The sequence below is a fragment of the Acuticoccus sediminis genome (assembly GCF_003258595.1).
GTDB lineage: Bacteria > Pseudomonadota > Alphaproteobacteria > Rhizobiales > Amorphaceae > Acuticoccus > Acuticoccus sediminis.
In genome coordinates, this window is sequence record NZ_QHHQ01000004.1 from 658,136 (window position 1) to 677,390 (window position 19,255).

Sequence of the window (19,255 nt, forward strand, 5' to 3'; positions counted from 1 at the left end):
CGGTTCTGGCCGCGTCAGTTCTGCTGCTGGTCGCCGTAGGCGGTGCCCCAGCCCCACGCACCGGAGCCGAAGCCACGGGCGACGACGCGCTCGCGGTAGATGTCGGAAACGTCGTCACCGTCGCCGGCGAGGAGCGCCTTGGTGGAGCACATCTCCGCGCAGAGAGGCAGCTTGCCCTCGGCGATGCGGTTGCGCCCGTACTTGGCGAACTCGGCCGCCGAGCCGTCCGGCTCCGGACCGCCGGAGCAGAAGGTGCACTTGTCCATCTTGCCGCGGGAGCCGAAGTTGCCGGCCTGCGGGTACTGCGGCGCACCGAACGGGCACGCGTAGAAGCAGTAGCCGCAGCCGATGCACAGGTCCTTGGAGTGCAGCACGATGCCGTCGGACGTCTGGTAGAAGCAGTCCGTCGGGCAGACCGCCATGCAGGGGGCGTCCGAGCAGTGCATGCAGGCCACCGAGATGGACCGCTCGCCCGCCTGACCGTCGTTGATCGTCACCACCCTCCGGCGGTTGATCCCCCACGGCACCTCGTTCTCGTTCTTGCAGGCGGTGACGCAGGCGTTGCACTCGATGCAGCGCTCGGAGTCACACAGGAATTTTGCGCGTGCCATCGGTTTCCCCCTACGCTGCCCAGATCTTGCAGAGCGTGGCCTTGGTTTCTTGCATCATGGTGACGCTGTCGTAGCCGTAGGTCTGGGCGGTGTTGGTGGACTCGCCCAGGACGTACGGGTCGGCGCCCTTCGGGTACTTCGACCTCAGGTCCTCGCCCTCGTAGTGACCGCCGAAGTGGAACGGCATGAAGGCGACGCCGTCGCCGACGCGCTCGGTCACCAGCGCCTTCACGCGGACCTTGCCGCCCTCCGGCCCCTCGACCCAGACCCAGCCGCCGTCGCGCACGCCGAGGTTGTTGGCGTCGCGCGGGTTCACCTCGATGAACATCTCCTGCTGCAGCTCGGCGAGCCACGGGTTGGAGCGGGTCTCGTCACCGCCGCCCTCGTACTCCACCAGACGGCCGGAGGTGAGGATGATCGGATACTCCTCGGAGAAGTCCTTCTCCTGGATCGAGGCGTAGAGCGTCGGCACGCGCCAGAACTTCTTGTCCGCATACGTCGGGTAGTCGGCGACGAGGTCGCGGCGGCTCGAGTAGAGCGGCTCGCGGTGCAGCGGCACCGGGTCCGGGAAGGTCCACACCACGGCGCGGGCCTTGGCGTTCCCGAACGGGGCGCAGCCGTGCTTGATCGCGACGCGCTGGATGCCGCCCGAAAGGTCGGTCTTCCAGTTCACGCCGCCGACCTTCTCGTTGTAGTCGGACGGGCGGTCGCCCTGGAACTCGGTCTCGCCGACCTCCTCCCCGCCGGCCTCGGGCCGCTGGTCGGAGAAGCCGGAGACGAACTCGATCATCCTGCGCTCGTAGGGCGTCAGGTCCTTGTCCCAGCCGAGCTCCTGGAGCATCGCCATGGTGAACTCGGGGTAGCCGTCCTTGATCTCGGAGTCCTTGGAGTAGACGCCCTCGGCGAGGAGGTTGTCACCGTCGCGCTCGACGCCGAAGCGCGCGCGGAAGGTGAGACCGCCCTCGGCCACCGGCATCGACATGTCGTAGAGGTTGGCGGTGCCGGGATGGTTCATCTCGGGCGTGCCCCAGGCCGGCCAGGGCATGCCGTAGAAGTCGCCGTCGCAGGGGCCGCCGTTCGCCCGCAGCGTGGTGCGGTCGAAGGTCTGCTGGTTGGCCATGTGCGCCTTGAGGCGCTCCGGCGACTGCCCGGTGTAGCCGATCGTCCACATGCCGCGGTTGAACTCGCGGGTGAGGTCCTCGATCAGCGGCTCGTCGCCGTTCATCTCGATGTTGCGGAAGATGCGGTCGTCGAACCCGAACTTCTTGGCGAACTTCGCCATGATGACGTGGTCGGGCAGGCTCTCGAACAGCGGCTCCACCACCTTCTCGCGCCACTGCAGCGAGCGGTTCGACGCGGTCACCGAGCCGGACGTCTCGAACTGGGTCGAGGCCGGCAGGAGGTAGACGCCGTCCTTGCGGTCGTGAAGCACCGCGGTGACCGTCGGATAGGGGTCGATCACCACGAGGAGGTCGAGCTTGTCCATCGCCTCCTTCATGTCCGGCAGGCGGGTCAGCGAGTTCGGCGCGTGGCCCCAGAACACCATCGCCTTGGTGTTGTCGGGCTGGTCGATGTTCTCCTTCGGCTCCAGCACGCCGTCGATCCAGCGGCTGACGGTGATGCCGTTCTCGTTGATCATCATCCGGTCGGCGCCGTCCTTGCCGGCGCCCGGCATGACCGCGAAGCGGTCCTTCAGCCAGCCGAGGTCCTCCTCCCAGACGCGCGCCCAGTGGGCCCACGATCCGTCGGTGAGGCCGTAGTAGCCCGGCAGCGTGTCGGCGAGGACGCCGAGGTCCGTCGCGCCCTGCACGTTGTCATGGCCGCGGAAGATGTTCGTGCCGCCGCCCGCGACGCCCATGTTGCCGAGGGCGAGCTGCAGGATGCAGTAGGCGCGGGTGTTGTTGTTGCCGTTGGTGTGCTGCGTGCCGCCCATGCACCAGATGACGGTGCCGGGCTTGTTGTCCACCAGCGTCTTGGCGACGCGCTCCATCTGCGAGCCGGGAACGCCGGTGACGCGCTCGGTCTCCTCCGGCGTCCACTTGGCGACTTCCTCGCGGATCTGGTCCATGCCCCAGACGCGCGTGCGGATGAACTCCTTGTCCTCCCACTCGTTCTGGAAGATGTGCCACAGCAGGCCCCAGACCAGCGCGACGTCGCTGCCGGGGCGCATGCGCACGAACTCGGTGGCGTGGGCGGCGGTGCGGGTGAAGCGCGGGTCGCAGACGATCAGCGGCGCGTTGTTCTGCTCCTTGGCCCGCAGCACGTGGAGCAGGGACACCGGGTGCGCCTCGGCGGGGTTGCCGCCGATGATGAAGATCGCCTTCGAGTTGTGGATGTCGTTGTAGGAGTTGGTCATCGCGCCATACCCCCACGTGTTCGCGACGCCCGCGACGGTGGTGGAGTGGCAGATGCGCGCCTGGTGGTCGACGTTGTTGGTGCCCCAGTACGCGGCGAACTTGCGCATCAGGTACGCTTGCTCGTTCGAGTGCTTGGCCGAGCCGAGCCAGTAGACCGAGTCCGGACCCGACGTCTCGCGGATCTTCAGCATCTGGTCGCCGATCTCGTTGATCGCGTCGTCCCAGGACACGCGGGTCCACTCGCCGCCGACCATCTTCATCGGGTATTTCAGCCGGCGCTCGCCGTGGGCGTGCTCGCGGACCGAGGCGCCCTTGGCGCAGTGGGAGCCGAGGTTGAAGGGGCTGTCCCATCCGGGCTCCTGCCCGGTCCAGACGCCGTCCTGCACCTCGGCGATCACGGTGCAGCCGACGGAGCAGTGGGTGCAGACGGACTTCTTGATCACCGTCGGCGTCGCCGGGTCGATCGTCTCGCTGGCGGCCCTGGCGGTTCGGCCGGGGCGCAGCGCGCCGAAGGCCGCGAGACCACCGACCGCGAGGCCCGATCCCCGCAAGAAGGTCCGCCGATCGACCGTCTTCTGCGCCGCTCGGGCGAAGATGGCGCCGCCGCGCGGTGCCGTTGCCGCCCCGGTGGAAGTCTTCCTCAGCATCGTACCTCTCCCTCGCGCCGTTGGCGCCCGCTTCTCGGTGGTCGGCCGAACCAGCGCGGCCGACACGTCATGTGACCGGCGTCCGGCTCAGAACCGGGCGGTCTCCAGGTATTTCGACACGTGCGCGGTCTTGCGCAGTCCGGTGGTCTCCGGCGTCTCGGTGGTGGCCTCGGCCGGTGCCGCGCCCGCCACGGTGGCCGCCGCGACGGCCGGTGCGCCGAGCCCGACGAGCTTCAGCGCATCGCGCCGCGTGGCGCCGGCGGGCTTGTCGCTCTGTTGTGTCATTGCGTTCTCCCTGAAGCGGATGAAGCCGCGGCGGAGGCCATCCGGAAGGCCTCGATCTCGATGTCCATGAAGGCCCGCCCCATCGCGCCGACGGGCGCGTAGAGGAGCGAGCCCGACGCGCCCTCGAGGTCGGCGAAGAAGTGGCCGGCCCAGGGGGCGATGTGGGTGTTGAAGAAGGCCTCCTGGTCGGCGACCGACAGGCGCGTGCCGTAGTCGCCGCGGATCAGGCCGGCCATCATCTCGCAGAGGCTGGCGACGTGGTCCTCGGGGTCGCGCGTCGCGTCCGAGCGGGCGATGCCGAGCTGGCGCATGTGGCCGCGCAGGACCGCGAGCGGCTTCTCGTTGAGGAATCCCGTCAGGTAGTAGCTGGCGTAGGGCACCAGTTCGCCGCGGCCGATGCCGATGAAGAGCGCGTTGTATTCGCGCTCTGCGGCACGCGGCTCGGTCTGCGCCGCGACCTTCGACAGCGCGGTGACGGACTGGCCGATCGGGCTCTGGTCGCCGGACAGACTTGCAAGATGGCCGAGCGTCGTCGCATCCGGCGGATCCGAGAGGAGCGCCGCGAGCAGACCGTAAAGGTCGGCCCGCACGGCCTCTTCGTCCGCGATCGGAGATTGATCGACGTTGGCAGGCGCCTCCCGCCTGGGATCGTGGGCCGTCTGAGCAGGCATTCTCAGAATTCTTTTAATTACACACCTGACTTGAATTAAGGCTAAACTTGATCCGGGATCGTGGCAAGGTTGTGGTGCCGTCGAGCCGGACTTGTCCCGGATCCCGGCGCGAACCGCGACGGACTCTCAGGAGACCTCGAAGCGCATGCGCGGTGCGCGCCGCACCGGCGTATCGGCCACGTTTTCGCCATCATGAGGCGGCCCGGCGGGCCGGGCCGTCGGCCCGTTCGCCGCCGATTCCGCGCTTTCGCCACCCTTGCCGCCACGTGTCGGCTGGCCGCCCCCGGGGCCGTCCTGCGAGGCGGGGATGAGGCCATCTGCCGCGGCATCCCCGCAACCAGTCCGGGAGGCATCGACGGTTCGCGCGTCGCCGCCCGGGACCGCGCCCGGTCCGCCGCCAGCAACATCGGACAAATGCGACCCGGCCGGTGCGTCCATCCCCTCGGTCGTCGCGGATGTGTCCGGGGCCGGGGCGTCCGCCGGCAACGCGGCATCGACCCTTGCGGCCGCCCTTCGAAAGCCTCGGCCGATCGCGTAGGCCGTCTGCAGGACGCCGGGCGAGGTCGCCGCGTCGGTATAGTCCTCGGCGTAGTCGACGAGGCCGTCGAGGTTGGCGAACACGGGGTTGCTGCGCCAGAGCCGGCGCATCGCGCGGCGGCGGATGGCGTCCGGCACCGCGCCCTTCAGGTAGGCAGAAAAGTCCGCGTCCGGCGCCAGCGCGTCGGGATCGGCGAGCCCCGTCCGCTCCAGGAACTCCGCCTCCGACTCCGGGCCGGCGGGAGCGGTTTCCGTCGTCCCTCCGGTCTCCGGCGCGAGCGCCTCGGCCGCCTCGGCCGCCTCGGGCGCCAGCGGCGGCTCGGCTGCCGGGTCCTGCTCGAGGCCGCGCTTGCGGCGCGACCAGCGCTCCAGAACGCCCGTCATCCGCCGGGCCCCCGCTTCTGCTGGCTCGGCACGCGGTAGACGTCGGCGAGCTGGCGGATGCGCTTGTCCCCGACCCCGTCCTCGACGAGGTCGACGCGCTGCTTGTCACGCCGCCGCTTCACGAACTCTTCGTCGACGTAGTGGGCGGTCACGAACGCCTCGACGAAGGCTGCGAGGCCGTCGGGCATGGCCACCGGCTCGACCTGCATCTCGCCGCTGTCGGTATAGTCCTGCGCCTCGTACGCGGAGGCGGTGAGCGCGACGAGCTCCGGCCGCTCGTCCCGGCGTGGCCCGGTCGGCCGCATCACGACGAAGACCGAGGGCGGCGTCATCGACAGCGACACGCGGTAGGCCTCGACGTCGGTGCGGAAGAGGTCCAGCGAGAGCGTCGCGGCATGATACTCGGCGGCGTCGTCCTCCTCGCGCAGGGTGCGCCAGTCGGCCGAACCCGCGCCGGGGAGAAGGGCGACGGGCATGTAGACCCACCTCGCCCAGCGGGTGCGGCCGGGCGTGCGCCGAACGACCACCCCGACCGGCAGCTTCGCCGTGCGGGACGGGATCGGCTCCGGACCGGTCGCCGCGTCGTCCATGTCGCTCCCCCTTTGATCGTTCAAGGTAGAATTATGATTTAGACAATGTCAAAGGAAGGACCCGGCAAGCCGCACGCCCCGGTTGATCCGTACGGAGTTCGCCATGTCAGTCGATCACCTGCTCCTGTGCACCTGCGGCGCCAGCCAGTCCGTCGATGCGGACACCGCCGGCGCGGCGGTCGGTGCCAAGGGCGTGCGCGTCTGCGAGCGGCTCTGCACGGCGGAGATCGCCGTCGCGGAGGGCGCGCTGGCGGCGGGTACGACGATGATCGCCTGCGGCCAACAGACGCGTCAGTTCACCGACCTCGCGAGCGAAATGGGCGCCGGCGACCGGCTCCAAACGGTGGACATCCGTGACCGCGCCGGCTGGACCGACGCGGCGGAGGCCCACGCCAAGCAGGCCGCTCTGCTGGCGCTCGCCGCGCTCCCCGTGCCGCCCGCCCCGGCGATGGAGATCACCTCGGGCGGCGTCTGCCTGATCCTCGGCGGAACGGCGCCGGCCGGCGGGGACGCCGCGCTGCATGCCGCCGCCAAGCTCGCGGAGACGCTCTCGGTCACCTGCCTCCTCGCCGAACCGCCCGGCGACCTCGTGCCGACCGACCTCTTCGACGTCGCGCTCGGCCGCGTGCGCAACCTCGGCGGCGCCCTCGGTCGCTTCGACGTCACCGTCGACGGCTACGCCGCCGCCGACCCGGCGGGGCGCGGCGGCGCCGCGTTCGGCCCGGCCATCGACGGCGCCCGCTCGGCTTGCGACATCGTCCTCGACCTCACCGGCGGCCCCGCCTTCGTCCCGGCACCCCACAAGCGCGACGGCTACGTGAGGGCCGACCCGAAGAGCCCCGCCGACGTCGCCCGCGCCGTCGCCGAGGCGGCCGAGCTGGTCGGCACCTTCGAGAAGCCGCTCTACGTTCGGTTCGACCCGGCGCTGTGCGCCCACTCGCGGGCCAGCCAGACGGGCTGCACCCGCTGCCTCGACCTCTGTCCCACAGGCGCCATCACCTCGGCCGGCGACACGGTGGCGATCGACCCGCTGATCTGCGCCGGCTGCGGCGAGTGCGCGGCGGTGTGCCCGACCGGCGCCGCATCCTACGACGCTCCGCCGGTCGAGAGCCTCTTCGCGCAGCTCTCCACCCTCGCCCGCGCCTTCCGCAGGGCCGGCGGAACCGCGCCGCGCGTCCTCTTCCACGACGCCGCGTTCGGGAGCGAGATGATCGCCCTCTCGGCGCGTTTCGGGCGGGGCCTGCCGCCGGACGTCATTCCGCTGGAGGTCCCCAACGTGGAGCTCGTCGGCCACGCCGAGCTGATGGCCGCGCTCGGCGTCGGCTTCGCGTCGGCGGCGGTCCTCGAGAGCCCGCGCACCGACGCCGACAGTCTCGCCCGCGAGATCGCGACCGCCCGGGCCATCGTCACCGGAACCGGCGGGGATCCGGGACGCATCGCGAGCCTCGCCCCGTCCGACCCGGACGCCCTCGAGGAGGCGCTGTGGACCGCCGCGCCCGCCCCGCCCGCGACCGAACCCATCCTGCCGCTCGGCGGCCGGCGCGAGGTGACCCGCCTTGCCGCGAAGGCGCTGGCGAAGGCGGCCGGCGGGGAGGTCCCCGGTCCGATCGCTCTCACCGAACGGGCCCCCTACGGCGCCATCGCCATCGACACCGGCGCCTGCACGCTGTGCCTTGCCTGCGTCTCGCTCTGCCCCACCGGCGCGCTCGCCGACAACCCGGACAAGCCGCAGGTGCGCTTCCAGGAGACGGCCTGCGTCCAGTGCGGCATCTGCCGGACGGCCTGTCCCGAGAACGCTATCGCGCTCGTGCCGCAGCTCGACCTCGCGAACGCGGCGATGACGCACCGCGTCCTCAACGAGGAGGAGCCGTTCGAGTGCATATCCTGCGGCAAGCCGTTCGGCGTGCGCTCGACGATCGAGCGCGTGGTGGAGAAGCTGGCGGGCAAGCACTGGATGTACTCCGGCTCCGACAATGTGCGGCTGATCCAGATGTGCGATGATTGCCGGGTGAACGCGCAGTACCATTCCGACAGCTCGCCCTTCCGCATGGGCGACCGGCCGCGGATCATGACCACCGCGGACGAGATCGAACGCAACAAGAAGATGAACTGACGGGCCGCACCGGCCCACCGGAGAACCCGAATGACCGACACGACGCCTGACGCCTTCAACATGAGCCTGCGCAAGTTCCTCAAGACGGTCGGCGTCACCTCCCAGCGCGAGATCGAGGAGGCGGTGCGCGCCGCGCGCGAGGCCGGCGCCCTCCCCGCCGGCCCGGTCAGCGCGAAGGTCACCCTGACGGTCGAGTCGCTCGGCCTCACCCACGAGGTCGACGGCTCCATCGACATGCCCGCCGATGGTCGATGAGGCTGCCGTCCGCGCCGCGCTCGCCCAGATCCTCGATCCGGGGCGCGGGACGGACATCATCACCGCCGACCAGGTCAAGGCGCTGACCATCCGCGACGGCCAGGTGAGCTTCATCCTGGAGGTCGACGCCGCGCGCGGAGCCGCGATGGAGCCGGTCCGCGCGGCGGCCGAGCGGGCCGTCGCGGCGCTCCCGGGCGTGGAGCGCGTCAGCGCGATCATGACCGCGCACGCCGTCGCCGGCGCCCCGCGCACGATGCCGCACGCCGAGAGCCCGGCCCCGCCGCGCCCCCACGCGCACTCGCACGCGCACACGGCCGCCGCCCCCGCGGCGCCGCAGAAGCCGCAGAACCCCGCCGGTGTGAAGACGGTGATCGCCGTCGCGTCCGGCAAGGGGGGCGTCGGCAAGTCGACGGTCGCGGCGAACCTCGCCGTCGCGCTCGCCGCGCGCGGCAAGAAGGTCGGCATGCTGGACGCGGACGTCTACGGACCCAGCCAGCCGCGCATGCTGGGCGTCTCCGGCCGTCCCTCGAGCCCGGACGGCAGGATCATCCTGCCCCACCGCAACCACGGCGTGACGCTCATGTCGCTCGGCCTGATGGTGGGCGAGGACGAGGCGCTCGTCTGGCGCGGCCCGATGCTGATGGGGGCGCTGCAGCAGATGCTGAGCCAGGTGCAGTGGGGCCGCCTCGACGTCCTGGTCGTCGACCTGCCGCCCGGCACCGGCGACGTGCAGATGACGCTCTGCCAGAACGCCGACGTCGCGGGTGCGGTCGTCGTCTCCACCCCGCAGGACATCGCGCTGATCGACGCGCGCAAGGGCATCGACATGTTCCGCAAGATGGGCACGCCCATCCTCGGCCTCATCGAGAACATGTCCGCCTTCGTGTGCGACGGGTGCGGCAAGGTCCACCACCCCTTCGGCCACGGCGGCGCGAAGGCGGAGGCGGAGAAGCTCGGCGTCCCCTTCCTCGGCGAGATCCCGCTCGACCTCGACATCCGCGTCGCCGGTGACGGCGGCGCGCCCATCGTGGTGCTGAAGCCGGAGAGCCCGCAGGCGGAGGCCTTCTTCGCGGTCGCGGACGCCCTCATCGCCTCGGACGCGCTCCGGTGAGCGACCTCGCCGACGCCCCGCTCTTCCCGCCGCTCCTCTCCGGCGAGGCGGTCGGCACCGACCCGTTCGCCGCGGCGGTGGAGCGGGCGGCGGCGGGGGTGCGGCCTGGGACCATCCTCTACCGCGAGACGGAGGGCGCGCTGTCGGCCGCCATCGTCCTCGCCCCGGAGCTGCCGCTGGCGGACGCCGTCGGCGTGGTCTTCGCGCTGCAGCTCGCGCTGGTCGACAGCCTCGGCGCGCTGGGACCTCCGGAGCTGGCGGTCCACCTCGTCTGGCCCGATCGCGCGCGGCTCAACGGCGCCGTCGGCCCGGTCTGGCGCGCGGCGGCGAGCCACGACGACCCGGACGCCGAGCCCGACTGGCTGGTCGTCGCCGTCGACATCCCGCTCTACACGCCGGGCGACCGTCCCGGCGACACCCCCGAACGCACCACCCTCGCCGAGGAAGGGTTCGAGCCGATCGGCGGGAGGGCGATCCTGGAGAGCCTGTCGCGCCACATGCTGGTCTGGATCAACCGCTTCGTCGACGACGGCTTCGCCGCCATCGGCCCGACCTGGACGGCGGCCTGCGACGACGTCGGCGGCGAGATCGCCGCCCCCGTCGCCGGACGCATGCTGGGCATCGACGAGCGCGGCGGGCTCCTCGTCTCGTGCGACGGCCGGACGCGCACGCTCCCTCTCACGACGATGCTGCAATGACCCATCTCGCCCGCGTGATCCGCCTCGACGAGAGCGACCTCAACGTCTTCGAGCATGCCGCCGAGCCCGGCGAGTGGGTGATCTCCGGCGCGTTCGCCTACTCCAACTGGACGGAGGCGGACCTCACCGGCAAGCGCCGGCAGGCGTTCGCGCACGGCTGGCTCGGCCTCGAGACCTTCGGCCGTGCCTCCGTGGTGGCGGTCGCACCGATCACCGAACGCGAATGGCAGGCGTGCGCCGAGGCCCTCGCGGACCATTTCGTCGCCCACTACGGCGCGCCGTCGCGACAGGCGGCGATGCCCGTCGCGCTGGAGGAGCTCGGCTACGCCCGCGACCTCTGCAACGACTACGAGCCCAACACGCTGATCCTGGTGGAACGGACCCTCGAACCGGTCGGCGTGCGCGAGCGCTTCCGGCCCATCGCCCCCACCGCCGCCCCGCTGGAGAGCTTCGCGGTGCACGGCTCCTAGCACGGTCGCGGCGGCCGCAGCCGGGACCCTCCGTCCAAACCGATTCCACGGCGCATCGACGCGGGCGCACTCGAGCGCCGCGACGACGGGCTTTGAACGTCGCCCGGAACCGGCGTACCAGTACGCCGCGCCCGGACCGGAGCCGGGCGGCGGCAAGGGAGTGAAGGCGACGTGGAGAGCGGTCGGATCGTCATCGTCGGTGCGGGGCAAGGGGGGTTTCAGGCCGCCGCCAGCCTCCGCCAGGAGGGGTTCAGGGGCGAGATCGTCCTGATCGGCGACGAGACGGGGCTGCCCTACCAGCGCCCGCCGCTCTCCAAGGCCTATCTGAAGACGGGCGTCGCCGACGAGCTGGAGCTCCGCCCCGCCGCCTTCTTCGAGGCCCACGACATCACGCTCGTCAACGCCACGCGGGTCGAGGCGATCGACCGCGAGGGCAAGGCGGTCGTCGCCGGTGACCGGCGCTTCCCGTACGACCACCTCATCATCGCGACCGGCACGCGCAACCTGCGCCCGCCGATCCCGGGCCTCGAGCGGACCGTCGACCTCAGGACGCTCGCGGACGCGGCGCGGCTGCGCGACCACCTCGCCGGGCCGCGACGGATCGCGGTCATCGGCGGCGGCTTCATCGGGCTGGAGTTCGCGGCGGTCGCGCGGGCGCTCGGCCATACCGTGACGGTCGCGGAGGCGGCGACGCGGCTGATGGCGCGGGTCGTCTCGCCGGAGGTCTCCGCCCGCTTCCTCGACATGCACCGCGGGATGGGGACCGAGGTGCTCCTCGGCCAGCCGGTGGCCGAGGTGACCGAGACGGGAATCGCGCTCGCGGACGGAACGGTGATCGCGGCGGACATGGTCCTGCTCGCCGCCGGCGTCCGGCCCAACGCGGAGCTTGCCGCGGCGGCCGGCCTCACGGTGGCCAACGGCGTCGTCGTCGACACGCAGCTCGCCACCGCCGACCCGGACATCTCCGCCCTCGGCGACTGCGCGGTTTTCCCGGACCCGCGGACGGGCCGCCCCGTCCGGCTCGAAAGCGTGCAGGCGGCGGTCGACCATGCGCGGACGATCGCGAAGCGTCTCGTCAAGGGATCGACCGACGCCTACGCGGCGGTGCCCTGGTTCTGGTCCGACCAGGCGGACTGGAAGCTGCAGATCGCCGGGCTCTCCTCACCCGAGGACGACAGCGTGCTGCGCGGGGACGGCGCGGTCCTGCGCTTCGACGGCGACGTGCTGACGGCGGTCGAGACCATCAACGACGGCCGAACCCACATGCAGGCCCGCCGCCTGATGGCCGGCGACGCGCCCCTCACGCGCGATGCGCTCGCCCCGCTCGACTACGACCTCGGCCCGCTGATGAAGGCCTCGCGCGGGCGCTGACGCCGTGACGGCAAGCCACCGCCCCGCCGGCGGCCGAGGCGCGCCAGGTCGCTACCGGACAGGGGCCGGGGGGCAGCCGGCGAGGCGCGCCTCGATCCGCGCGCAGGCGTCGACCACGAGACGCGCCACCTCCTCTCGCCGCGATCCCTTGAGGCGGTCGCCCACGCCCGCGACCGAGACCGCGGCGACGATCAGCCCCGACGGCTCGCGAACCGGGGCGCCGATGCCGGTCATCCCGGTCACGACGTAGTCCGGCAGGTAGGTGTAGCCCTCGCGCCGCGCGACCTCGGCGTGGTGGCGGATCGAGGCGGGCGTGACGGAGCGGTAGGGGTCGAGCCGGGGCCCGAGCGCGTCGATGATCGCCTCGCGCTCGTCCTCCGGCAGCCAGGCGAGGAGCGCGAGGCTGCCGGCCCCCGCCCCCAGCGGGCGCCGCCGGCCGACGTCGAGCGACAGGGCCTGCAGCGGGTAACGGCCGACGTGCCGGTCGATGCACAGCGATTCAAGGCCGCTGCGGACGGAGACGAGCCCCGTGTCCTCCACCTTGTCGACGAGGTCCATGACCTCGGCGTGGGCGCGCTGGCGCAGTGTCCCGAGCGAGACCGGAAGGCCGAGCGTCTCCAGGAACTGCGGCGCGATCCGGTAGCGGCGGTCGTCGTCCCGGCGCAGCACGTCGAGCTCGGTGAGGCTCGCGAGGGCGCGGGCGGCGGTCGCCTTGTGGAGGCCGATCTCGCGCGCCACGTCCGACAGGCGCCGGCCCTCGGCGCCCGCCCGCGCGACGCAGCGGATCGCCGCGACGGCCCGCGAGACGCTGGCGACGGTCTCGCCCTGCCGGTCGGCCCGCTCCTTCGTCTCGCGCTGCGTGACACCCGTCTCGCGCTGCATGACACCGCCTCCTGCAATGAAGACGCCGAGAATAGGCACTTCCCCGTCGAAGGCGAGCCGAATTCCCGCATTGTCTCGCTTGGCGGTACCAAAGAACGGCGGCGCGCATTGACCTTGCATGCGCCGTTTCAGATGGTTCGCCGCAAAGCGATGCGGGACTTTCCCGCGAGGACGGCGGGCCAACCCGCCGCTCGGCAGCAACCGGTGACGAGGGAGCGAAGTGCCATGGCAGAGACCGCAGTCTCACGGGGCGAAACCGCCGGGGCGGACGTCTGCGTCATCGGCGCGGGCGTGTCCGGCCTCACCGCGATCAAGGCGCTCGCCGAGGCCGGCGTGGCGGTCGAAGGCGTCGAGCGCGGATCCGACATCGGCGGGATGTGGCGCTACGAGAACGACAGCGGCACCTCCTCGGCGTACCGCAGCCTGCATATCGATTCCTCGCGGCAGAGCCTCGCCTGGCCGGACTTTCCGCTCGCCGAGAGCCTGCCGGACTACCCCTCGCACGGCCAGATGCTCGCCCATTTCGAGCGTTATGCGGACCGCTTCGCGCTGCGCGACCGTATCCGCTTCGGCACCACGGTCGTCGCGGTCACGCCCGCCGGCGAAGGGTTCGACGTCACCACCGAGCCGACCGCCGGCGGCCCGCGCACGACGACGCACTACCGGACGGTGATCGTCGCCAACGGCCATCTCTCCGACCCGCGCATGCCGGACTTCCCCGGAACGTTCGACGGGACGGTGACCCACTCCCACCACTACCGGACCGCCGGGCCCTACGCGGGAAAGCGCGTGCTGGTGGTCGGCATCGGCAACTCCGCGGTGGACATCGCGGTCGACGTCGCCAAGTCGGCGGAGGCGACGCTCCTGTCCACCCGCCGCAGCGCGTGGATCATGCCCAAATATGTCGGCGGCATCCCGACCGACCGGGTTCTCGGCGCCCTGATCCGCCGGTTCAGGCTTCCGGTCCCGGTCGCGCGGTCGGTTTTCGCCAGGCTCGCCCGCCTCACATATGGCCGGCAGGAGCGGTTCGGCGTGCCCCTCCCCGAGCACCCGGTGTGGCGCGAGCACGCGACCCTGTCGCAGGACCTGCTGCCCTACCTCGGACACGGCTGGATCCGCATGAAGCCGAACGTCTCCCGCCTCGAGGGCGGCGAGATCGCCTTCGTCGACGGCACCCGCGAGAAGGTCGACGCCATCGTCTACGCCACCGGCTACAGGACGACCTTCCCCTTCCTCGACCACGCGGTGTTCGCGGTCGGGGAAGGCGTGCCGCCGGCGCTCTACCGCCGCATCGTCTCCACCTCGCACCCCAACCTCATGTTCGCCGGCCTGCTGCAGCCGATCGGCCCGACGATCCCGCTGGTGGAGGTGCAGGCGCGGTGGATGGCGGCGCTGCTGTCGGGCCGGCTGTCACTCCCCGCTCCGGCCGAGATGACGGCCGAAGTCGAGCGGCACCGCCAGTCCGTCGCGAAGAGCTACCTCAACGCCGCGCGCTATACCCTCGAGGTCGACGCGCGCGAGTATGCGGGGGCGCTGAACGCGGATCTGGCGCGCGTCGCGAGCGCGCAACCGGCGGGCGCGGCATCGCGACCCGCGGCGCAACCCATTGAGAAAACGGCAACCTGATCATCGAATCGGCACCGTACAATACAACCCCCTTTATATGCCGAGGGATACCGGCTACGGCTCAGGCGAGATGACTCGCCGCCGGAGCTGAGCCCTAGCATGTTTCCAAAACCGCAGCCGCAGCTGACACCGAACACGTACGCGTACGAGTCGGAGCCCATGGTGAAGCCGACCGGCTTCCGCGAGTACGACGCTCGCTGGCTCTTCGGCAAAGAACTCAACCTTATGGGCGTACAGGCCCTTGGCATGGGAATCGGGACGATTCTCGGCGAGATGGGCAAGCCGCGTGAAGTCGTGACCGGACACGACTTCCGCTCCTACTCCTCGTCCATCAAGCTTGCCCTGATCCAAGGCATGATGGCGGCGGGGTGCAAGGTGCACGACATCGGCCTCGCCGTGACGCCGATGGCCTACTTCGCGCAATTCGCGCTGGACGTCCCCGCGGTTGCGATGGTCACGGCCTCCCACAACGAGAACGGCTGGACCGGCGTGAAGATGGGCGCCGACCGCCCGCGCACCTTCGGTCCGGACGAGATGGGCCGGCTGAAGGAGATCGTCCTCAACGCCGCGTTCGACTTGCCGGGCGGCGGCTCGTACGTCTTCGTGAACGACTTCCCGAAGGTCTACATGGACGACCTCGTGAAGGACCGGAAGATCAAGCGGAAGCTGAAGGTCGTGGCGGCCTGCGGCAACGGCACCGCCGGTGCCTTCGCCCCGCAGACGCTCGAGCGGCTGGGCGTGGAGGTGATCCCGCTGGACGCCGAGCTCGACTTCACCTTCCCGCGCTACAACCCGAACCCCGAAGACATGGAGATGCTCCACGCCATCGCCCACGCGGTGAAGGAGCACGGCGCGGACGTCGGATTCGGCTTCGACGGCGACGGCGACCGCTGCGGCGTGATCACCGAGACCGGCGACGAGATCTACGCCGACATCATCGGCGTGATGCTGGCGCGCGACCTCTCCAAGCTGAAGAAGGGCTCGCAGTTCGTCGTCGACGTGAAGTCGACCGGCCTCTTCATGACCGATCCGGTCCTGAAGGAGAACGAGGCCAAGACCGACTACTTCAAGACCGGCCACAGCTACATCAAGCGCCGCGTCAACGAGCTTCACGCGGTGGCGGGCTTCGAGAAGTCGGGGCACTTCTTCTTCAACGAGCCGATCGGCCGGGGGTATGACGACGGCCTCATCTCGGCCATCGCGATCCTGGAGATGCTGGACCGCAACCCGGACAAGACGATGTCCCAGCTGCGCGGCGAGCTGCAGAAGACCTGGCAGACGCCGACGATGTCGCCCCACTGCGACGACGAGATCAAGTACGACGTCGTCACCAGGGTGGTGAAGCGCTTCGAGGACATGCAGGCGGCGGGCGAGGCGGTCGCCGGGCAGCCGATCAAGGAGCTGATCACGGTGAACGGCGTGCGCGTCGTCGCCGAGGACGGCACCTGGGGCCTCGTCCGCGCCTCCTCCAACAAGCCCGAGCTGGTGGTCGTGGTAGAGAGCCCGACGAGCGAGGAGAACATGCGCGCGATGTTCAAGGCCGTCGACGGCGTCCTGCGCGAGAACCCGGAAGTCGGCGCCTACAACCAGACGATCTGACCGTCCGCTCACCGGCCGTCGCCCGCGACGGCCGACCTGGCCGCGGCTTGCGAGCCGCGGCACACGTTGGACGACCCGCCCGGCCCCAAACGGCGGCACCGGGGCCTCAGCCGCCCTGGCCGCCGGACCGTCCGGCAACCCGGACTTCCGCGGCCGATTCGCCGTCATGGCGCCCGAACACCCCCTCCCCCCGGCGAAAGCCGCGACTCGCACCGCCCGGAGCGGCGTGCGAACGCGCGTTTTGTTGCCTGCGACCTCTTGTGCACGCGGTGGCGCAGAAGTGATGGGCGCGTTAACCGCGCCTGTTCCCGGTTCCGTCACGCCGGATCGGGCGGCCCGGGCAGGCGGCGCCGAACTCCGCGATTCGCCGCGGATCCCCTGACGATTCTGCAACGCCGGTCAGGATTAAGCGGCTCGTCTCGCTTTGACGGAACGCGAATACCACTGGTTTACCGTAACGCGCTAAAGACCCTCGCCAAATTCGCGGAAACGCCGACGTTAACCTCGCAACAAGACGAGCCAGTGAGGTTCGTGGGCGATGAAACCGGCGGACGAGGGTCGCAAGGACATGGCAAATGGGGCCGACATGCCGAGAGTGCGTCGTGGTGCGAAGGCACCGCGCGCCGAGGCTTTGAGCGAGCTGCCCATGGTTGCTGCCCTTCTTGTGGCCGCCGTGGTCATCGCGCTTTTCGCGGCTGGAGGCCCGGTCCTCGACATGCTATCTGGTCTTGGATGGACCTCCTGAAGTCACAATAGAGCCTATGATCGTCGGTCGACACGAAGCGGAGCGGCCGGCCCCGGTCCATTCCGTCCCCAAAGCGAAATCCGAAGACTTCCTCGCCCGCCTGTCGCGTGAACACGCCGCCTTCGCCGAGGCCAACGGCTTCGACGGGTCCGCGGGCCAGGTCCTCGCCCTCCCCGACGTGGCCGGACGCATCGCCATGGTGCTGGTCGGCACCGGCGACGACAGCGACCCCTTCGCCGCGGCCGCCCTCGCGAGATTCCCCGGAGCCACCTTCGCGCTCGGCGAGAACTGGCGCGATCCGACGGCCGCCACCCTCGCCTTCCTCCTCGGCCTCTACCGCTACGACAGCTACAAGACGGTCCCCGAGCGCACGGCCAAGCTGGTCGCGCCGGAGGGGGTCGACGCGGTCGACGTGCGGCGCGTCGCCAGGGCCGTCTCGCTGACGCGCGACCTCATCAACACCCCCGCCAACGACCTCGGCCCGGCCGAGCTCGCCGACGCCGCGCAGGCGCTCGCGCGCGAGTACGCCGCGACGGTCGAGATCACCGACGGCGAGGACCTAGAGACCGGCTTCCCCATGATCGCGGCGGTGGGCGCGGCGTCGAACCGCCCGCCCCTCCTCATCGACATGACCTGGGGCGACGAGAGCGCGCCGAAGGTCACGCTGGTCGGCAAGGGCGTGGTGTTCGACACCGGCGGCCTCGACATCAAGCCGGCGAGCGCGATGCTCCTCATGAAGAAGGACATGGGCGGCGCGGCGCAGGCGCTCGGCCTCGCGCAGATGATCATGGACGCGGACCTGCCGATCCGGCTGCGCGTGCTGATCGGCGCGGCGGAGAACGCGATCGGCAGCGCCGCCTTCCGGCCCGGCGACGTCCTGCGCTCGCGCAAGGGCCTCTCGGTCGAGATCGGCAACACGGACGCGGAGGGCCGCCTCGTCCTCGCCGACGCCCTCACCTACGCCGACGCCGAGGCGCCGGAGCTCCTGATCGACTTCGCCACCCTCACCGGCGCCGCGCGCGTCGCCCTCGGCCCGGACCTGCCGGCGATGTTCACCCACGACGACGTGCTGGCGCAGGAGCTGACCGTCTCCGGCGAGGACGTACACGACCCGGTGTGGCGCCTGCCGCTCTGGCCGCGCTACGACAAGTGGCTCAAGTCCGAGATCGCGGACGTGAACCACATCTCCTCCCAGGCCTTCGCGGGGTCGATCACGGCGGCGCTGTTCCTCAACCGCTTCGTGGCGGAGGCGCACTCCTACGTGCACTTCGACCTCTACGCCTGGAACGGCGAGGCACGGCCCGGCCGTCCGAAGGGCGGCGAGGCCCAGGCGATCCGCGCGCTCTACCACTGGCTGGCCGTCCGGTACGGCGCGTGAGCGACACGCTCGACGCCCGCCGCAACGCCGTCCGTCCCGACCTCGCCGACGCGGCTCTCAGGGGCCGCGTCGACGCGCAGCGCTTTGTCGCCGGCGAGCCGCGGGTGGTCGCCGCGCCGACGGTCGCGCTGCGCCGCCGCCCCGCCCCGGACGCCCCGGTCGACACCGAGCTTCTCTATGGCGAGCGGGTCAACGTCTTCGACCGCGACGGCGACTGGTGCTGGGTGCAGAGCACGGCCGATTCCTACGTGGGCTACGTCGAGCACACCGCGCTGGCGCCCGAGGCGCCGCTGGAGGCCAAGCAGTCGCTCCACAAGGTCTCCGTCCCGCTGGCGCTCGTCTTCCCGGAACCCTCGATCAAGGTCTCCCCGGTGATGCGCCTCCCGATGGGCGCGGTCTTCCCGGCCGGCGACATGGAGCGGCACGGCAGCGAGAACTTCCACAAGGCCGCAGCCGGCTACGTGCTGACGCAGCACTGCACGCTCGCGAACCGGGCGGCGCGCGACTGGGTCGCGGTGGCGGAGACGTTCGTCGGCACGCCGTACCTGTGGGGCGGCAAGTCGTGGCTCGGGATCGACTGCTCCGGCCTCGTGCAGCTCGCACTGCAGATGGCCGGCCGGATCGCTCCGCGCGACAGCGACATGCAGGCGGCCGAACTCGGCGAGATGCTGCCGCACGACCCGCTTCCGGACCTCGAACGCGGCGACCTCGTCTTCTGGCGCGGCCATGTCGGCATCATGCTGGACGAGTGTCGCCTGCTGCACGCGAACGGCTACCACCACCGCACCGCGATCGAGCCGCTATCGGAGACGATCGCGCGCCTCAACGCGCTCGGCCTCCTCCCGACCCGCTACCGCCGCATCCCCTGACCCGCGCCGACCGGCGGTCCCCGGCGTGTTCCCTGGTGACGCCCCGATGTCCCCGG

Annotated in this window: 17 protein-coding genes; 10 read left to right on the plus strand and 7 right to left on the minus strand. The window is 71.0% G+C overall.

The window, feature by feature from the left end; all coding sequences use genetic code 11:
- Nucleotides 1-14: 14 nt before the first annotated feature.
- The 6 genes from fdh3B to DLJ53_RS21125 form a co-directional block, all read right to left on the minus strand.
- Nucleotides 15-611, minus strand: a complete 597-nt coding sequence (gene fdh3B, locus DLJ53_RS21100; protein ID WP_111348860.1) for a formate dehydrogenase FDH3 subunit beta — start codon at nt 609-611, stop codon at nt 15-17.
- 10 nt (nt 612-621) lie between these two features.
- A complete protein-coding gene (locus DLJ53_RS21105) occupies nt 622-3,615 on the minus strand; it encodes a formate dehydrogenase subunit alpha (protein ID WP_111348862.1) in 2,994 nt (997 codons plus the stop codon).
- 87 nt (nt 3,616-3,702) lie between these two features.
- Nucleotides 3,703-3,900 carry a twin-arginine translocation pathway signal protein gene (locus DLJ53_RS21110; protein ID WP_111348864.1) on the minus strand — a complete coding sequence of 66 codons (198 nt, stop codon included), beginning with the start codon at nt 3,898-3,900 and terminating at the stop codon, nt 3,703-3,705.
- Entirely contained in the window at nt 3,897-4,571 is a 675-nt protein-coding gene (locus DLJ53_RS21115) for a TorD/DmsD family molecular chaperone (RefSeq protein WP_111348866.1), read from the minus strand. The genes DLJ53_RS21110 and DLJ53_RS21115 overlap by 4 nt, the downstream gene beginning before the upstream one ends.
- Nucleotides 4,572-4,697: 126 nt before the next feature.
- Nucleotides 4,698-5,492 (minus strand): DUF3306 domain-containing protein, encoded by a 795-nt coding sequence (locus tag DLJ53_RS21120; protein WP_111348868.1) that lies wholly within the window; start codon nt 5,490-5,492, stop codon nt 4,698-4,700.
- Nucleotides 5,489-6,082, minus strand: coding sequence for a DUF3305 domain-containing protein (locus DLJ53_RS21125; RefSeq protein WP_111348870.1), 594 nt, complete (start codon nt 6,080-6,082; stop codon nt 5,489-5,491). Before DLJ53_RS21125 ends, DLJ53_RS21120 begins: the two co-directional genes overlap by 4 nt.
- Nucleotides 6,083-6,185: 103 nt before the next feature.
- Between DLJ53_RS21125 and DLJ53_RS21130 the strand changes: the two genes are divergently transcribed.
- The 6 genes from DLJ53_RS21130 to DLJ53_RS21155 all read left to right on the plus strand — a co-directional run bounded on the left by DLJ53_RS21130 (nt 6,186) and on the right by DLJ53_RS21155 (nt 12,100).
- Entirely contained in the window at nt 6,186-8,195 is a 2,010-nt protein-coding gene (locus tag DLJ53_RS21130; RefSeq protein WP_111349141.1) for a 4Fe-4S binding protein, read from the plus strand.
- Between the two features lie 30 nt (nt 8,196-8,225).
- A complete protein-coding gene (locus DLJ53_RS21135; RefSeq protein WP_111348872.1) occupies nt 8,226-8,450 on the plus strand; it encodes a DUF6494 family protein in 225 nt (74 codons plus the stop codon).
- Nucleotides 8,440-9,561, plus strand: a complete 1,122-nt coding sequence (locus DLJ53_RS21140; RefSeq protein WP_111348874.1) for an Mrp/NBP35 family ATP-binding protein — start codon at nt 8,440-8,442, stop codon at nt 9,559-9,561. The genes DLJ53_RS21135 and DLJ53_RS21140 overlap by 11 nt, the downstream gene beginning before the upstream one ends.
- Nucleotides 9,558-10,259, plus strand: coding sequence for a biotin/lipoate--protein ligase family protein (locus DLJ53_RS21145; RefSeq protein ID WP_111348876.1), 702 nt, complete (start codon nt 9,558-9,560; stop codon nt 10,257-10,259). Before DLJ53_RS21140 ends, DLJ53_RS21145 begins: the two co-directional genes overlap by 4 nt.
- The gene (locus tag DLJ53_RS21150; RefSeq protein WP_111348878.1) at nt 10,256-10,729 is read left to right on the plus strand and encodes a DUF6505 family protein; all 474 of its coding nucleotides are present in this window, start codon (nt 10,256-10,258) and stop codon (nt 10,727-10,729) included. Before DLJ53_RS21145 ends, DLJ53_RS21150 begins: the two co-directional genes overlap by 4 nt.
- A gap of 171 nt (nt 10,730-10,900) precedes the next feature.
- Entirely contained in the window at nt 10,901-12,100 is a 1,200-nt protein-coding gene (locus tag DLJ53_RS21155) for an NAD(P)/FAD-dependent oxidoreductase (RefSeq protein WP_111348880.1), read from the plus strand.
- Between the two features lie 51 nt (nt 12,101-12,151).
- Here the strand turns inward: DLJ53_RS21155 and DLJ53_RS21160 are convergent, their stop codons facing one another.
- Nucleotides 12,152-12,982 (minus strand): IclR family transcriptional regulator, encoded by an 831-nt coding sequence (locus DLJ53_RS21160; RefSeq protein WP_162409441.1) that lies wholly within the window; start codon nt 12,980-12,982, stop codon nt 12,152-12,154.
- Nucleotides 12,983-13,207: 225 nt separating this feature from the next.
- Between DLJ53_RS21160 and DLJ53_RS21165 the strand changes: the two genes are divergently transcribed.
- The 4 genes from DLJ53_RS21165 (at nt 13,208) to DLJ53_RS21180 (ending at nt 19,199) form a co-directional block, all read left to right on the plus strand.
- A complete protein-coding gene (locus tag DLJ53_RS21165) occupies nt 13,208-14,608 on the plus strand; it encodes a flavin-containing monooxygenase (RefSeq protein WP_111348884.1) in 1,401 nt (466 codons plus the stop codon).
- A 99-nt stretch (nt 14,609-14,707) separates the two neighbouring features.
- On the plus strand, nt 14,708-16,207 hold the full coding sequence (locus DLJ53_RS21170; RefSeq protein WP_111348886.1) for a phosphomannomutase/phosphoglucomutase: 1,500 nt from the start codon (nt 14,708-14,710) through the stop codon (nt 16,205-16,207).
- A gap of 761 nt (nt 16,208-16,968) precedes the next feature.
- Nucleotides 16,969-18,330 (plus strand): leucyl aminopeptidase family protein, encoded by a 1,362-nt coding sequence (locus DLJ53_RS21175; protein ID WP_111348888.1) that lies wholly within the window; start codon nt 16,969-16,971, stop codon nt 18,328-18,330.
- Entirely contained in the window at nt 18,327-19,199 is an 873-nt protein-coding gene (locus tag DLJ53_RS21180; protein ID WP_111348890.1) for a C40 family peptidase, read from the plus strand. Before DLJ53_RS21175 ends, DLJ53_RS21180 begins: the two co-directional genes overlap by 4 nt.
- Nucleotides 19,200-19,255: the final 56 nt, after the last annotated feature.

Bases quoted from the DNA above. Each gene is read 5' to 3' on its own strand.
- fdh3B (WP_111348860.1), bottom strand. From the start codon at position 611: ATGGCACGCGCAAAATTCCTGTGTGACTCCGAGCGCTGCATCGAGTGC.
- DLJ53_RS21105 (WP_111348862.1), bottom strand. From the start codon at position 3,615: ATGCTGAGGAAGACTTCCACCGGGGCGGCAACGGCACCGCGCGGCGGC.
- DLJ53_RS21110 (WP_111348864.1), bottom strand. From the start codon at position 3,900: ATGACACAACAGAGCGACAAGCCCGCCGGCGCCACGCGGCGCGATGCG.
- DLJ53_RS21115 (WP_111348866.1), bottom strand. From the start codon at position 4,571: ATGCCTGCTCAGACGGCCCACGATCCCAGGCGGGAGGCGCCTGCCAAC.
- DLJ53_RS21120 (WP_111348868.1), bottom strand. From the start codon at position 5,492: ATGACGGGCGTTCTGGAGCGCTGGTCGCGCCGCAAGCGCGGCCTCGAG.
- DLJ53_RS21125 (WP_111348870.1), bottom strand. From the start codon at position 6,082: ATGGACGACGCGGCGACCGGTCCGGAGCCGATCCCGTCCCGCACGGCG.
- DLJ53_RS21130 (WP_111349141.1), top strand. From the start codon at position 6,186: ATGTCAGTCGATCACCTGCTCCTGTGCACCTGCGGCGCCAGCCAGTCC.
- DLJ53_RS21135 (WP_111348872.1), top strand. From the start codon at position 8,226: ATGACCGACACGACGCCTGACGCCTTCAACATGAGCCTGCGCAAGTTC.
- DLJ53_RS21140 (WP_111348874.1), top strand. From the start codon at position 8,440: ATGGTCGATGAGGCTGCCGTCCGCGCCGCGCTCGCCCAGATCCTCGAT.
- DLJ53_RS21150 (WP_111348878.1), top strand. From the start codon at position 10,256: ATGACCCATCTCGCCCGCGTGATCCGCCTCGACGAGAGCGACCTCAAC.
- DLJ53_RS21160 (WP_162409441.1), bottom strand. From the start codon at position 12,982: ATGCAGCGCGAGACGGGTGTCACGCAGCGCGAGACGAAGGAGCGGGCC.
- DLJ53_RS21165 (WP_111348884.1), top strand. From the start codon at position 13,208: ATGGCAGAGACCGCAGTCTCACGGGGCGAAACCGCCGGGGCGGACGTC.
- DLJ53_RS21170 (WP_111348886.1), top strand. From the start codon at position 14,708: ATGTTTCCAAAACCGCAGCCGCAGCTGACACCGAACACGTACGCGTAC.
- DLJ53_RS21175 (WP_111348888.1), top strand. From the start codon at position 16,969: ATGATCGTCGGTCGACACGAAGCGGAGCGGCCGGCCCCGGTCCATTCC.